This is a genomic window from Vibrio aestuarianus (assembly GCF_028858425.1).
In the GTDB taxonomy this organism is placed as follows: domain Bacteria; phylum Pseudomonadota; class Gammaproteobacteria; order Enterobacterales; family Vibrionaceae; genus Vibrio; species Vibrio aestuarianus.
The window spans coordinates 302396-316872 of sequence record NZ_JAKNYQ010000002.1 but is presented as its reverse complement, the minus strand read 5'-3'; the positions used below and the strand labels follow the sequence as shown (position 1 = coordinate 316872).

Genomic DNA, 14477 nt, shown 5'->3' with positions numbered 1-14477 from the left:
GATATCTCCTACTTTTTCACTTGCTCAAGCGCTGGTGCCGCCACCTGAAAATCAAACCCGCTTAATAGATAAGCAAGGTTACTGTTGGTCAGATTCAAGTCTGTTGTTAAACGGGCTTGTTCTAATTGCAATGCCAATTCATCACTGGCCGCGCTGACTACATCATTAAATTGCGCGGTGCTGTTTTCATAACCTCGCTCAATAGCTTGAGTTCGTGCTTTTGCTTGGGTAAGCAACGTAGAGTGGTAGCGCTCTAAGCGCTGTTCTAAATTAGCTTTGTCGACCAATAATGCATTCACTTTGGCATTCATTTGAGCAAGCAAAACATCACGCTGAGACTTAGCAGCGCCGACTTGATATTGCGCTGCTGCATGATTTCTATCTTGACGATTTCCTGTAAATAACGGGATATCCATAGTGAGGTACGCACTGACCAAATCAGAAGCAGGCTGACCTTTCATATCATTGGCTTGGCGATAGGCGTACATCACTTCCACTCCGAACTGAGGCTGGTAAGCCGTTTGTGCGATTTCCACTTGTGTTTTACTGGTGTTGATCTCCGCTTCCGCCATCCCAATCATCGGGTGTTTCATCAGTTGAGTGAAATGCTGATTCTGCTCTGTCATTGAAGTTAATTGTTCGGTAAGTTGTGCCCACGGCAGCTGGTTATCGGCACTTAGTGTTGGTTGGTTCGCTAACCATGCCGAACCTAGCCATTCTGAAAGTTGTGACAAAATTCGACTTTGTATTTGGTGATTAGCCTGTAGTTTTTCATCCAATTTTGATACTTGTAATTGAGCTTGCAACAAATCTTGCGCTTCGCTTTTACCCAACGAGTAATTGGTTTCAATAAAACGCTCTAATTCACTCATCAAGCTCTGATTTTCACGCAAAATGCGTTGAGCATATTGTTGATATCCCAACTCTAACCAAAGTTGAGTCATGCTATTGGCAACCTCCAACTCGCGCTGGCGCACTTGCAAAGCCATACCATCGGCTTGTTGTTCAGCTTTCTTTGCTTGAAGCGTCAATGTTGAACCACGCTCAAATTGCTGCATTAAACCTACCGAAATATTGGTCATTGGGTCTTGGTCAAATTTAAAGCTATCGACAGGAAGGCCCCCAAATCCCACTTTTAGCTTTGGATCCATCAAGGTTGAACTGGCTACGCCAGTCTCACGAATCGCTTGAGATTGAGCAAAATACTGCTGACGACTGGCATCAATTGATAATGCCGTCTCTATCAATTGAGTTAATACATTGGCTTTACTGGTAGCGACTGGCTCTGTCGCGTTTACCGCTATCGGTATTAACAAAGTACTGATCGACAATGCGATCACAGAGAGTTTGAATTTCACAATCAAATTCCATCCACATATGCACTCAATGGAAAACATTGAGATGCAAAAAAAATTGCTAGCCTAAAATTCAGGCAGCATGAATACGCGTTTTCTGCAGGGAAAAAGCGTCAATAAGATGAAATTACGCGATGGGAGGGCGATAAAGTGAACGGGAAACGGTAATGGTGCTGGTAAACGGTTCTGAATGAATCAAAAGCAAATCAACATGGGGGACAAAAGGAGTACCACCTAATGAGAACAAAGCAAACGCAGCTGCGCACATGGCCGAACAGCAAGAATGAACGCCATCCATTGCCATATCGATACAGTTAACCACGGATGACGCTTCTACTATCTCAGAGGAGTCAGCATGGTGAAGCGTTGCTAGGTTGCCTTCCTGACAGGGAGACATTTTATGCATTCCAGAGGACGATACTTGTTCGGTAGATTGCATCTTTGCCATAGTGATCGCCATCAACGGTGCACTCGACACCATTGATGATGTGATCAAAACCACGACCATCAGCACTGAAAACCAAATTGTATGCGTTACTTGTTGCATAACAACATCACTCTAGTATTAAATAGCTTGAATAGACTAAAGTATCCCCTAGGGGCAAGGTCAATAGCTTATCGGTTATATATGATTCAAAAATGAGAATAGGCAAGATAATTTTAATTAAATGACTGCATCTCCAAAGCGTTACAGATACAGCAACTACACTCTAAACATAATGCTTTGAAGTGAGCTCTAAGTTTGCACTAGCACCATCGTTCTAACCCGTTCACCTTAAAATTAATCGTTAGTTTGGCTAGATAACGCGGAAGTTTATATGATAATGCTTAATAAAATTGATAAAAAAATAGCCTTCTCGTTGCTTATCACTGCGTTCTATTTTGCTTCTGTTAGCGCAATCAGCTTCACTTTACTCACCGAACATCGTGCAGCCATAAACATTTACCTCTTGTTTCCTACCGCCATGGTCATCGCTCGATTACACCCCTCAACATTGGTCAAACGTTTGACCAGCCTAATTGCAATCAGCACCATTTTGATCGGAAGTTATATTGAACCGCTTGATATCGATGCTATAGAAGAAACATTTATTCTCATTCCGCTATGCTACATCGTCATTTTCCCAGGCTCACTATTACCAATACTTTCTGCGGTATTACTGATATTCAGCTATCTGCACAACTTACCTGCAGAGCAATTTATTGAATTTAGGGAAGATGCCATTGAACTAATGACCATTGCGATTTTCGCTACCGTCATGGTTTACTACCAACAAAAGTGGCAACGTCAAATTACTCAGTATAAACAGGATAGTCTGACCGATTTCTTAACCGGATTAGCCAATAGAAAGGCATTTACCTTAGATCTTCAACAGATAGCTAAGGAAACACCATACAGCAACGGCTATGCACTCATTCAGCTTGACCTTGACGATTTTAAGAAAATTAATGACAACCTAGGTCACCACTTTGGCGACCTCGTGCTCATAGAGTTTGCTAACCGCTTAAAAGATCTACCTTTTCAGCGAATAAATATCTATCGCCTTAGCGGTGATGAATTTGCCATGATTATCAAAGATAGAACCAATATTCGTTACACCGCTGAGCATGCTGCTAACCAATTGAAAGATATATCAAATCAACAATTTTCGTTGGGAAATCGATCATACTCGATGACATTTAGTATTGGCATTGCATTATTAGAAGACGCACTTCATGCGGTCGATATTTGGTGTAGAAATGCAGATATTGCCGTATACCGCGCTAAATCGCGGGGGAAAAATACTATTCAGTGGTATGACGAGGCGTTAATTGACGAGACGATCCGCAATTATCAAATAGAACGAGAGCTTATTTCCGCCATAGAAAAAAACCAATTATTGTTGTACTACCAACCCAAAATCAACATCAAGAGCAATCGTATACAAGGTGCGGAGGCATTAATCCGTTGGCAACACCCTGAATTGGGAATGATTTCCCCAATTGAATTTATTGGTACCGCCGAAAAGAGCCAGCAAATCATTGCTATTGGACAGTGGATTATTCAAACCGCCTGTCAACAAGCCAAGCAATGGAGTGATCAAGGATACCCAATTTGTGTATCAGTCAATGTTTCTGCGGTTCAGTTTGTATTTGATGATATTTTTCATATCGTCACAGAAGCGTTAAAGGTCAATGAATTAGATCCAACTTTACTTCAATTAGAAATAACAGAAACGACTTTAATGGAGCATAAAGATAAGGTGGCGCAAACTTGTAATGCGCTGCGTAAATTGGGCGTTTCCGTTGCCATCGACGATTTTGGCGTTGCTTATTCTTCACTCAACTATCTAAAGCAACTTCCCGTAGACGTATTGAAAATTGATAAGTCGTTTGTTGACGACTGTGTAGATAACCACAATGATCACATGATTGTAAAAACCATTATTCAGCTTGGTCATAATATTGGTAAGCAAGTCACCGCAGAAGGCGTCGAAACGGAACAACAGCTCTCACTATTAAATACTGAAGGTTGTGACAACTACCAAGGATATTTGTTTTCCAAACCGATTCCTGCGAAACAATTTTCCAAACTACTTCTTCAGTATTCGGCAACATTCAACTCACTAAAGATATCAAATAGTTGCTTAGATTTATAAGGTTTAGGTAGATAGGCATCCATCCCTGCGTCAAAACAATTCTTAATATCTTCTTCAAGTACACTGGCGGTTAAAGCAATGATGGGCAGCTTATTCTTACCTTGTTCTTGTTCCCATTGGCGAATTTTTTTGGTCGCTGTTAGACCATCCATCACTGGCATTATACAGTCCATAAGCACGGCACAGAATTGACCACCTTGTGTGATCGCATCCAGTGCTTCTTGTCCATTATTCGCCACCATATAATCTAGTCCGGCTTTTTCAAGAAAGAAACTGGCTATTTTTTGATTCATTAAATTATCTTCCACGATCAAGATTCGCTTCCCGTTTTCAATGATTGAATCAGCCCTTGCCGATAACAAATCTTTCTCACTCTCCCATACCGAAGCCACTAATAGCTCACGCATTGCCCTTTCAAACCGCGAGCCTAAAAATGGTAAAGTCAGCATTGGCTGTGCGAATCTTACAAAATCTTGATTGATGAATAGATGATGCTGTAGCACAAGAACTTTGACTCTAGGAAATTGATCATGCAGATCAATAAGATCTGACTGGAGACTAGCGGTAAGCGTTTGACAGTATAAAACACATGAAACAGGTAACTTAACGTGCAACGCTTCTTCTGCATTTTTGACCTCACTGAATTCGACACCGATTCGCACACAATCACGTTTTATTGCCGCCGAATAGTTGGATGCATTGGTTACAAGTAAAACATGGGTTGCCAACAATTCAGTCTGTGGTTGCTCTAACGGAACTTCAACTGGCACGACAAACTCAAAACTGCTCCCTAGACTTTTGGTTGACTGAACACTAATACGGCCATTCATTAAATCGAGTAATTGACGACAAATAGCCAGACCAAGACCTGTCCCGCCAAAACGGCGCGTAATTGTATGGTCTTCTTGAGTAAATGGTTCAAAAATGGTTTCTAGCATCTCTTTATCAATGCCTTTACCAGTATCCGATACAACAAAACGTATTGATGGCTGTTCTCCAGCCTGGAAAGTCAGCTCAGTATTCACATAACCATCGTTAGTGAATTTAACCGCATTAGATAGTAAATTCATCAATATCTGCTTTATACGATATTCATCTGCAACGACAATACGTGGCAATGCTGGATCTAAATTTATATTCAATTCAACATGCTGGCTGAGCGCTTTCGCGTTGACTAAATGAACAGTGTCATAAACCATCTCAGCCAGCTCAAAACGGTGCGGAGCAAGTTCCAAATTGCCTGACTCAATTTTCGATAAGTCTAAAATATCATTGATCAGAATCAGCAAAGTTTGTGAAGAAGTGTCTATATCCGACAAAATTTCACGCTCTTTCACTTTGAGGTCACTACGTGAAAGCATCTCAGTCATACCGATAATGCCATTGAGTGGCGTTCGTATCTCGTGAGACATATTGGCAAGAAATGCACTTTTTGCACGGTTAGCCGCAATTGCCGCTTCTTTGGTTTCAAGCAACGCAATTTCGTACTGTTGTTGTTGTTGGATAATCTGGTTGAGATTTCTTGTAAAGTGAGCGAACTCATCATTACCTTCAACGGAGATTTGCTCTATTTTATCTTGCTGCTGAGATAATCGCCTCATCGTATTCAGAATATGGCTTAATTTCGATGTCACGCGATAATAAGTGCTAGCACCTAAAATATAGAGAAAAATCAGCACCAGAATAGCCACAGCATACATCACAAGCATTCGAATTTTTTCTTGCTTAACTTGTTGCGCAAGTAGCATGGAGAAATTCGCAGTCACCCCTTGCAGATGTGTCCTTACAGCAATATACCGACCTTCAGCATTTGCAACATACAACGGCCATTGCTGTGGGTTAATTTCATTACGAATAATGTTGTCTCGAATTAAAGCGCCTTGTCGAAATTTCGCTTGAGTAAACAAAATCGCGAATGGTTCAAGTTGATAACTACTTTCACCTGAATCCAACAGATTCTCTAAATATTGCTGCTGACGCTCAGCAACTTGCAAATATTCAATTTGTAAATTTCTAGCAAGAGAACCAACAACAGCAAATTGCTGAATTAGCCAAGCTTCCTTTTGCATCCAAAACGAAAACCAATGTAAATCACTATAAATTAGGTCTAATGAGTGAATATCAAAAGGTGCGGTCAAACTGTTGGTTTTTTGTAATTCAGCCATCAATTGGCCTATCAAAGTAAACCCACTATTGCCTATCTCGAACACTTCATTTTTTGTGGCATTCGGAATGGTGTCTACAACTTGACTCAACTGATTGATGATATTTTCTATCTTGACGCGATCACTTGTACCATGAGTCTGATGCTGATCAACACTAATATTTTTGCGCACCTCTGCTAAGGCTCGCTTGAACTCATCTAAGTCTTGATCATTGCTTTCCGAGCGCAGTTCTGCGCTCAACGCCTGGTAAAGTAAGTTAGCACTTTTGGTCGTTTGATTTAATGACTCAACTTTTTGATTAAGTACCTCATACGTATGCAGACGTGCATCAGACTGAATGAAGAGGCCTAAAGCAATGGCCGCTATGACCAGTGCCGGAATCAAGCACAGCATCATTAGTCGTGCCTTAATCGAAAGTTGAGATAACAATGCCATTATTATCATCCTTGAAAGCGATGGCTTGATGGATGATTAAATGATAGACGCCATTCTATGCAATTTCCTGCTTACTTATCCCTAAAAAGTAAAATGTCTTTGATAGCGACATTATTATTTAATTCAGAATTTTTAATTTCCACTGCATGTATGTGATAAGGAAAAAGTAAACGTTATTTGAAAATAACGTTTACTTTTTGCGGTGATAAATTGACCTTGAACTCATTTTATTGAAAGAGATTAAATCGGGCAGGCAAAAATATGCGACTTAATACGTTATCGTCACAAAATAAGGAGGCAACTTGAAAATTGTCAAGAGGCATAAAAACGGCCCAAATAGGGTTAGATACCCTGCTGTCTCGATGTTTTTTAGTAGTAAATGTCGCCATTATTTTTCCTAGCAGAATAACCAATGTGCATTTACAATTCCGCCACATAAAAACAACAATAGTTTTCCTCGTATCCAAACTCCGTTTAAATGGTGTGTGATACACGTTCACGGCCCTACACCGTGAACATTCAAGCTCAATATAACGTGAAAGGTCCCAACAAACATGAGTCCAGAGAAACACCTCCTCGACTGGCAAGTAAGTCAAACCATTGCAGAATCAATGTCACCTCTTATCGGCCAACTCTACCGCCAACAGGGAGTTGAAATTATCCTATTTGGTAAAACGCTCATCAACGCCACCACCATCGATATCATCAAGGCTCATCGAATCGCGCGTCGCTACACTGGTGAATTCCTATCTCCAGTTCAAACCATGCCGATTCTACAGCAATTAACGCAAATGACTTTATCACCATGTCGTATTGATATTGGCCAACTAGCTCATCAATTTTGGCAACACCATGACGATGAGCATGGACTGAATGATTACCTACTCACGGCACTTCATAGTGCGTTAACGGGTGAGAAGTTGGCAGCACCTAAAGACGTTGTACTGTATGGTTTTGGTCGTATTGGGCGCTTATTGACACGTTTGCTGATCGAAAAAAGTGGCCCAGGTTACCCATTACGACTTAGAGCGATTGTGGTTCGCGGTGGTAAAAAAGGGGACTTAGAGAAGCGAGCAAGCTTGTTACGACGTGACTCCGTTCATGGACAATTCAATGGCAGTATTGTGGTTGATGAAGAGCGTAAAGCCATTATTGCTAATGGGAACTATATTCAAATTATCTACGCCAACAAACCAGAAGAAATAGACTACACCGATTATGGCATTCATGAGGCGCTGATCGTCGATAATACGGGAGTCTGGCGCGACAGCGAAGGACTTAGTCAGCATGTCGCGTGCAATGGCGCAAGTAAAGTACTACTCACAGCGCCCGGCAAAGGGGACATTAAAAATATCGTGTTTGGCGTTAATCAGGCGATTATTCAGCCAGAAGATACCATTATCTCGGCTGCAAGCTGTACCACGAATGCCATTACACCGGTGCTCAAAGCCATTAATGATAAATTTGGAGTTATTTCCGGACACATTGAAACCGTTCACTCATTTACCAATGACCAAAACTTGATTGATAATTTCCATTCTGGTGAACGCCGTGGACGCAGCGCGTCACTGAATATGGTATTAACATCAACAGGTGCGGCTAAAGCGGTAGCGAAAGCCTTACCAGAATTAGCAGGAAAACTGACAGGGAACGCGATTCGGGTTCCGACTCCGAATGTTTCAATGGCAGTTGCGAACCTAAACTTAGAGAAAGGTACTGATAAAGAAGAACTCAATACTTATCTCAGAGAAATGGCTCTTAATTCTCCACTTTCCGCGCAAATCGATTACACCGATTCCACCGAAATTGTTTCAAGTGATTTGGTGGGTTCTCGTCATGCAGGAGTGGTTGATGGTGCGGCAACCATCGCACAAGATAATCGCTGTGTGCTCTACATTTGGTACGACAATGAATTCGGCTATAGCGGTCAAGTTGTCCATTGCATGGAACAAATGATGGGCGTGCGTTATAACACTTATCCCGCCACTTTTGCTTAACATCAGCTCAAACACTTGAACGTCATAACAACTCCACAACATAATAACCACTGCATAAGATCTCTAATTACCACCCGTAACCGGGTGGTTTTTTTTTGTTCATGTTTGATTCATCTTGACTAAGTTAACCTGATCACAACTAAGAAAGAGGTATACATTATGAACAGATTTCTCATCACAGCATTGACGCTAATTACTGGCTTTTTTGCTTTGATTTTCAGCCTAATATTGGCGATCCCTCTGACTATTGCAGCCATCATCACGGGTAAACGTTTAGAGAAACAATTGAAAGGTCACTCGTTCTATCAAAGACGCAGTAACGTCATAGACGGTGAATATGAAGACGTCACAACAAAGCATTCTCATCAAAGCCATTAACACGTAAAGTAGTTCCATAGGCCATATTAAAAAGGGAGCAATTTATTGCTCCCTTTTGCATGTCGATACTTTACACTGTCATAATGACCCGTATCGCTAACAGAATAAGTACAATCCCTGACAATCTATCAATCAGCACCGCACGTGCACGAAGCTTATCTAGAAGCCTTGGGCTGGAAAGAATAAAGGTAATAAATGTGTACCAAAGCCCATCCACCACAAAGGGCGTTAACACGATAATCACTTTGCTGGTTATCCCGTCTCCTACCGCAACAAACTGACTGAACAAGGCAATAAAAAACAAGGCAATTTTAGGGCTCAAAAGTGAAATAAGTAACCCTTCTTTCGCTGACTGCCACACGCTCACTGTTTCGCCTGACTCCAACTTAGCCGCCACACCACCTTTTGATCGCAGTGCGTTAAAACCTAAATATGCCAAATAAAGGGCACCCGCATAACTGATGGTTTTAAACACCAAGGGGGATTGATGCAGCACAACCGCAAGGCCAATCAGGGTAATAAAAGCATAAACTCCAATACCAAACGCGTGAGCCCATGCGGTAGCGAAACCATTTTTTCGCCCGCCAGCAAGACTGTGTTTAGCTACCATCGCTAAACTTGGGCCTGGAGACATAGCCCCTAAAATACAAATCGTAAAAAGTGATAACCACACAGTAATTGTCATGCTTGTCTCGCTATTTGATCCTATTAAAAATTCATTTTCTCCAAACAACTTGCAGTTACAGCTAGGCGGCCAGTGAATTCATCCCCTATCGCATAGATAACTATGTGATTGGGGTAAGCGAAGGTAGCTAGCACTGCTGTAACTTCAAGTAGGAAAGGTATATCGATAGAGAATGAGTAACCTCTCCGTCACTATCTCATTGATCGCATAGTAATTTGACACAACTGATTGAAATTAACCACCGCTTAACCTTAACTCCGGGGAAAAAAGTGGTGTTGTGGTCAAATGACGGCCTTAAGCACTCTGAGCGGCAATATTTCTCAATTTTGTTTAATGCATCCAACTTCGCTTCAGAGTATTCTGCAGTACATAACTTTATTCAGGAACGGAAGCCGTGAGCGAGTTAAAACAGGACATCACTTTATTGTCTGGGATAGGGCAACTCTCCACCACATTAATGGGCACAGGGTTATTTATGATCCCAGCGATTGCCGCTGGTATTGCAGGGCACTTATCGCTCTGGGCGTGGCTGCTGCTTTTTGTTGCTATCTGCCCTATTGCATTAACTTTCGCAGCACTCGGTAAACGCTACCCTAATGCCGGTGGTACTGCCTACTTTGTGCGCAAAGCCTTTAATGCAAAACTTGAACGCTCAGTCGCTTGGCTCTTTGTCAGCGTGATTCCGGTTGGCGTTCCTGCAGCAGTAGCATTAGCGGCAGGTTTTGCACAGCAATTACTTCCTGAACCACTCAACTCTTCAATGATTGCACAAACACTGACCGTATTGCTTTTGGTGGCGGTTAATCTTGCTGGCACAAAATCCTCGGGCAGTCTGCAAACCATTATCGCGTTGAGTATTTTTACCTTAGTCGGTGCTTTACTCTGGGTTGGAAATGTAGGCTATACGGATTTAACTATGCCGCCTCTTGATGCAGAAAGTATTTGGCCGATAGGTGCCGCTCTTGGCGTAATGTTTTGGTGCTTTGTTGGTATTGAAGCTTTTGCCCACATGGGCGAAGAGTTCAAAAATCCACAACGCGATTTCCCGATAGCAATTATTGTTGGTTGTTTTGTTGCCGGAGCCACTTATTGGGCTTGCTCAGTGGTGATTCTGAAGTTCGAGGCATTTGGCAGCCCTGAATTTGATAGTACATCTATCCCTTGGTTAAGTGACCACATCTTTGGTTCTGGTCTTGCCACCCTTATCAGTATTGTTGGTTTTTTTGCTTGCTTCGCCAGTATCAATTTATACACACAAAGTTTGTCTCGTATGGTTTGGGCTCAAGCAAGGGAATACCGACCTAAAAGTGCCATTGCAAGAATATCGATTCGAGGGGTACCAGCAAACGCAACGCTTGCCGTTGGCGGAGTATTATTGGCGTCATGCCTACTCGGAGAACTGTCAGGACTAGACTTAGAATTTTTTCTAAAACTCGCGAATGGCATTTTTGTACTGGTATATTTGTTGGCGATGTTTGCCGCGTATAAATTGTTAACGGGCATCCATAAAGTATTAGCAACAATCTCGCTTGTTCTGTGTAGCGCGGTTTTCATTTGCCTTGGTTGGTCAATGCTTTACGCGCTCAGTATTTTTATTCTGCTGTCATTGCCTTGGAGCAAGTTGGTGAAACGACAACAGCCTAAAACAGAGCTTTAGTGATTCTATTAAGATTGAAGATCGATCAGAATTTTTTTCCAATCGGCAACCTCATTCTGAAAATGTTGTATCTGGCGATCATTACTTAGCTGAATAATTTGCACTAAATACCGCTCTGATAAGGCATGATTGTATTCCACCTTACTAGCAAGTACTGGCGAGTAATAACTTTCAGGCTCAAACAATAGTCGATTTAAACGCGGAAGAAAGAGACTGAGTTCATCACGCTGATTGAGCAAAACTTCTACCTCGGTTCGAATTTGAGCTTGATAGTTGATCCAATCATAAGCGGTAATCTGCATGCTATCCGCCCATTGCTGCACTAATTGCTGTTGGGCTGGTTGTAAGTCACCTAACCAGTCTTCGACTCTTTCTTCAATACGACTTTTGTATTTCCCATGGATTTCAGTATCCGTTAATCCCTGGTAACGATCTGCATACTTATTATGTTTTTTTTCCAAACCTAGCATTAATGTTTTCACTTGCTGATCGCTAAGCTGCTGTGCAAGTGAGTAGATATCAGGCTCAATTTTTTGCAGCAAACGATGATAATGTGCTCTCATCTCTACCTCTTGTTCATGAAAGAGTTCTACAGTCATCGTGCGTGGGGTTATTTGTGATAATTTATCAAGCTGCTGGACATAAAGGGGGATCTCTTGCTGCTTATGCCATTGACTAATATTAACAATACGCTCACTCAATATTGTTTTTTGCTCCTTGGTCAAATCAACATAATCTTCAATATAATCAATCACAAACCAGTCAAGGTTATGGTAGACAAATTTAGTTCCACATCCAACGAGCAAAGCTAAACTTAAGCCCATCACTATCCATGTGCGCATTTAATCGTCCTTTAATCACTCGCCCTAATAGCCTGTACGTAAAAATATAGCATGAGGTTCAATATCCAACGAAAATGAATGCCACTATCAGCTAAGGACTGCTATTTTTAAGGTTAGATAACTAAATAAAATGCATACCCAAACAACTTGAAGTGCAGGTGAGCAACAAGTGTATTCATCCCCATGAGCATAGATAAACAATGTGATTGAAGTGAACGGGTGTAGTCAACATCGCAGTTGCTTCAATTAGACAAGAGATACCGCAAAAAGTGAAAATCATGAATATTACCTACCGCTCGGCAACAAGCGAAGATTATCAATTTACTTTTGAGCTGAAAAAAGTGGCTGAAATGGATGCCATTACCGCTGTTTTTGGCTGGGATGAAGAGCTACAACAAGAGCTACACCGTCAAGAGTGGAACTCTGGGCTTCCAACCATCATCTGTCTGGATGGCAAACCTATCGGGACTTATTTACTCGAAAGCAAACACGACACTTTATTTTTTTCACGCTTTTTTATTCTTCCTGTATTTCAAGGTATGGGAATTGGTAGTCAAATTCTACAAACCATCATCAAGGTTTCTCAGCAAACTCACTCCCCTTGTAAGCTCTGCTACCGACAAGGAAACCGTGTTGGAGAACTGTATAAACGGTTTGGATTTATAGATTATGAAACCGATGACGTGTTCGTACATATGCAATTTGCGCCATCATTCACGAATTAAATAGATGCACAAAGCAAATTAATGGGCTGCTATCACCTAAAGCTAGGCCTACCATTCACACCAAACACAATCTGATACAACAATATCACTACATTTATTCACACATATTGATTACTTAGTGAATAAAATGCGTGAGCATGCTCTGATTAATATCTTTTCATTTTTGCGGCTAAAGGTTGTGTGAACAAGGTTTGATCTTTTTCCTAGTGATCATTAGACAATCGTTCTATTCAATGTTTGTTATAGGGAATATTTATATGTTGTATGTGGAATTCCTGTTCCTCCTGTTAATGCTTTATATTGGTTCGCGCTACGGCGGCATCGGACTCGGTGTTATTTCTGGCATCGGTTTGGTTATTGAAGTTTTCATATTCAAAATGCCGCCCACTTCCCCACCTATCACCGTCATGCTGATTATTCTTGCGGTGGTGACTTGTGCTTCAATTTTAGAAGCCGCGGGAGGATTAAAATACATGCTGCAAGTTGCTGAACGCTTGCTACGTAAAAACCCTAAAAACGTCACGTTAATTGCACCATTTGTCACCTATGCAATGACCTTTATGTTGGGAACTGGTCATGCCGTTTATTCCATCATGCCAATCATTGGTGATGTAGCACTGAAAAACGGTATTCGTCCTGAACGCCCAATGGCAGCGGCCTCGGTTGCTTCGCAAATTGCGATCACGGCTTCTCCTATATCAGCCGCTGTTGTGTTTTACCTAGCTCAACTATCTGACATTCAGCACGACATTACCCTGTTCTCTATTCTGTTAGTCACTGTACCTGCAACTTTATTTGGTACTTTACTGATGTCACTCTACAGCCTACGTCGTGGCAAAGAGTTGGATGATGATCCTGAGTATCAACAACGCTTACAAGATCCTGTATGGAAAGAGAAAATTCAAAACACGACAGCCACTACGCTGAATGAGTCTCTACCGTCTGCGGCGCGTAATTCCGTGCTGATTTTTATCGGTGCTATTTTATCAATTGTTGTTCTCGCTATGGTGCCTGAGATCCGCACTGTCGTTGAAGGCAGCAAACCCATCAGTATGGCTGTGGTTATCCAAATGATGATGCTCTGTTTTGGCGGTATCATTCTTTTGGCGACTAAAACTGACCCACGCAATGTACCAAATGGTGTGGTGTTTAAATCTGGAATGGTTGCTGCGATTGCTATTTTTGGTATCGCATGGATGTCAGACACATACTTCCAATATGCCATGCCACAATTTAAATCAGGCATTGTTGAGATGGTCACCGATTATCACTGGACGTTTGCTCTTGCTCTGTTCATCGTTTCTGTTGTGGTGAACTCACAAGCTGCGGTTGCGGTTATGATGCTACCTGTCGGTTTAGGTTTGGGTCTAGAGCCAGCGTTATTGGTAGGTTTGATGCCTGCGCTCTACGGCTACTTCTTTATCCCTAACTACCCTTCAGATATCGCTACGGTAAACTTTGATAATACTGGCACCACTAAAATTGGTAAGTACTACTTCAACCACTCGTTTATGGCAGTAGGTCTCATTGGTGTTGTTAGTGCTTGTTGCTTAGGCTACGTTTTAGGCCAAATGATTATCGGCTAAAAAAATAAACCCC

11 protein-coding genes are annotated in these 14477 nt (G+C 41.7%); 6 read left to right on the top strand and 5 right to left on the bottom strand.

Annotated elements, in window-relative coordinates:
- Window positions 1-8: 8 nt before the first annotated feature.
- Together MCT08_RS15020 and MCT08_RS15015 are read right to left on the bottom strand one after the other, a co-directional pair.
- Window positions 9-1397, bottom strand: coding sequence for a TolC family protein (locus tag MCT08_RS15020; protein ID WP_261916199.1), 1389 nt, complete (start codon window positions 1395-1397; stop codon window positions 9-11).
- A gap of 85 nt (window positions 1398-1482) precedes the next feature.
- Entirely contained in the window at window positions 1483-1902 is a 420-nt protein-coding gene (locus MCT08_RS15015; protein WP_274678774.1) for a hypothetical protein, read from the bottom strand.
- Between the two features lie 277 nt (window positions 1903-2179).
- On the opposite strand from MCT08_RS15015, the gene MCT08_RS15010 reads away from it, so the two are divergent.
- Window positions 2180-3994 (top strand): putative bifunctional diguanylate cyclase/phosphodiesterase, encoded by a 1815-nt coding sequence (locus MCT08_RS15010; protein WP_274679074.1) that lies wholly within the window; start codon window positions 2180-2182, stop codon window positions 3992-3994.
- Here MCT08_RS15010 and MCT08_RS15005 read toward each other — a convergent pair.
- Complete coding sequence (locus MCT08_RS15005) at window positions 3937-6603, bottom strand: hybrid sensor histidine kinase/response regulator (protein ID WP_425609359.1); 2667 nt, start codon at window positions 6601-6603, stop codon at window positions 3937-3939. The genes MCT08_RS15010 and MCT08_RS15005 overlap by 58 nt on opposite strands.
- 545 nt (window positions 6604-7148) lie before the next feature.
- Between MCT08_RS15005 and MCT08_RS15000 the strand changes: the two genes are divergently transcribed.
- Window positions 7149-8591, top strand: a complete 1443-nt coding sequence (locus MCT08_RS15000; protein ID WP_261927019.1) for a glyceraldehyde-3-phosphate dehydrogenase — start codon at window positions 7149-7151, stop codon at window positions 8589-8591.
- A 159-nt stretch (window positions 8592-8750) separates the two neighbouring features.
- A complete protein-coding gene (locus MCT08_RS14995; RefSeq protein WP_053310470.1) occupies window positions 8751-8969 on the top strand; it encodes a hypothetical protein in 219 nt (72 codons plus the stop codon).
- A gap of 70 nt (window positions 8970-9039) precedes the next feature.
- Here MCT08_RS14995 and MCT08_RS14990 read toward each other — a convergent pair whose 3' ends face one another.
- Window positions 9040-9654 (bottom strand): LysE family translocator, encoded by a 615-nt coding sequence (locus tag MCT08_RS14990; RefSeq protein ID WP_168524483.1) that lies wholly within the window; start codon window positions 9652-9654, stop codon window positions 9040-9042.
- A gap of 394 nt (window positions 9655-10048) precedes the next feature.
- Between MCT08_RS14990 and yjeH the strand changes: the two genes are divergently transcribed.
- Entirely contained in the window at window positions 10049-11311 is a 1263-nt protein-coding gene (gene yjeH, locus MCT08_RS14985; RefSeq protein WP_274678771.1) for an L-methionine/branched-chain amino acid transporter, read from the top strand.
- An 8-nt stretch (window positions 11312-11319) separates the two neighbouring features.
- On the opposite strand, the gene MCT08_RS14980 is transcribed toward yjeH, so the two are convergent.
- Window positions 11320-12153: a DUF6279 family lipoprotein gene (locus MCT08_RS14980; protein WP_274678770.1), complete on the bottom strand. Its 834-nt coding sequence runs from the start codon at window positions 12151-12153 to the stop codon at window positions 11320-11322.
- Between the two features lie 278 nt (window positions 12154-12431).
- Here MCT08_RS14980 and MCT08_RS14975 point away from each other — a divergent pair, with 278 nt between their 5' ends.
- Complete coding sequence (locus MCT08_RS14975; RefSeq protein WP_274678769.1) at window positions 12432-12878, top strand: GNAT family N-acetyltransferase; 447 nt, start codon at window positions 12432-12434, stop codon at window positions 12876-12878.
- Window positions 12879-13135: 257 nt separating this feature from the next.
- A complete protein-coding gene (locus MCT08_RS14970; protein ID WP_053310466.1) occupies window positions 13136-14464 on the top strand; it encodes an anaerobic C4-dicarboxylate transporter in 1329 nt (442 codons plus the stop codon).
- Window positions 14465-14477 lie beyond the last annotated feature (13 nt).

Bases quoted from the DNA above. Each gene is read 5' to 3' on its own strand.
- MCT08_RS15000 (WP_261927019.1), top strand. From the start codon at position 7,149: ATGAGTCCAGAGAAACACCTCCTCGACTGGCAAGTAAGTCAAACCATT.
- MCT08_RS15020 (WP_261916199.1), bottom strand. From the start codon at position 1,397: ATGTTTTCCATTGAGTGCATATGTGGATGGAATTTGATTGTGAAATTC.
- MCT08_RS14995 (WP_053310470.1), top strand. From the start codon at position 8,751: ATGAACAGATTTCTCATCACAGCATTGACGCTAATTACTGGCTTTTTT.
- MCT08_RS15010 (WP_274679074.1), top strand. From the start codon at position 2,180: ATGCTTAATAAAATTGATAAAAAAATAGCCTTCTCGTTGCTTATCACT.
- MCT08_RS14975 (WP_274678769.1), top strand. From the start codon at position 12,432: ATGAATATTACCTACCGCTCGGCAACAAGCGAAGATTATCAATTTACT.
- MCT08_RS14990 (WP_168524483.1), bottom strand. From the start codon at position 9,654: ATGACAATTACTGTGTGGTTATCACTTTTTACGATTTGTATTTTAGGG.
- MCT08_RS15005 (WP_425609359.1), bottom strand. From the start codon at position 6,603: ATGATAATAATGGCATTGTTATCTCAACTTTCGATTAAGGCACGACTA.
- MCT08_RS14980 (WP_274678770.1), bottom strand. From the start codon at position 12,153: ATGCGCACATGGATAGTGATGGGCTTAAGTTTAGCTTTGCTCGTTGGA.
- MCT08_RS14970 (WP_053310466.1), top strand. From the start codon at position 13,136: ATGTTGTATGTGGAATTCCTGTTCCTCCTGTTAATGCTTTATATTGGT.
- MCT08_RS15015 (WP_274678774.1), bottom strand. From the start codon at position 1,902: ATGCAACAAGTAACGCATACAATTTGGTTTTCAGTGCTGATGGTCGTG.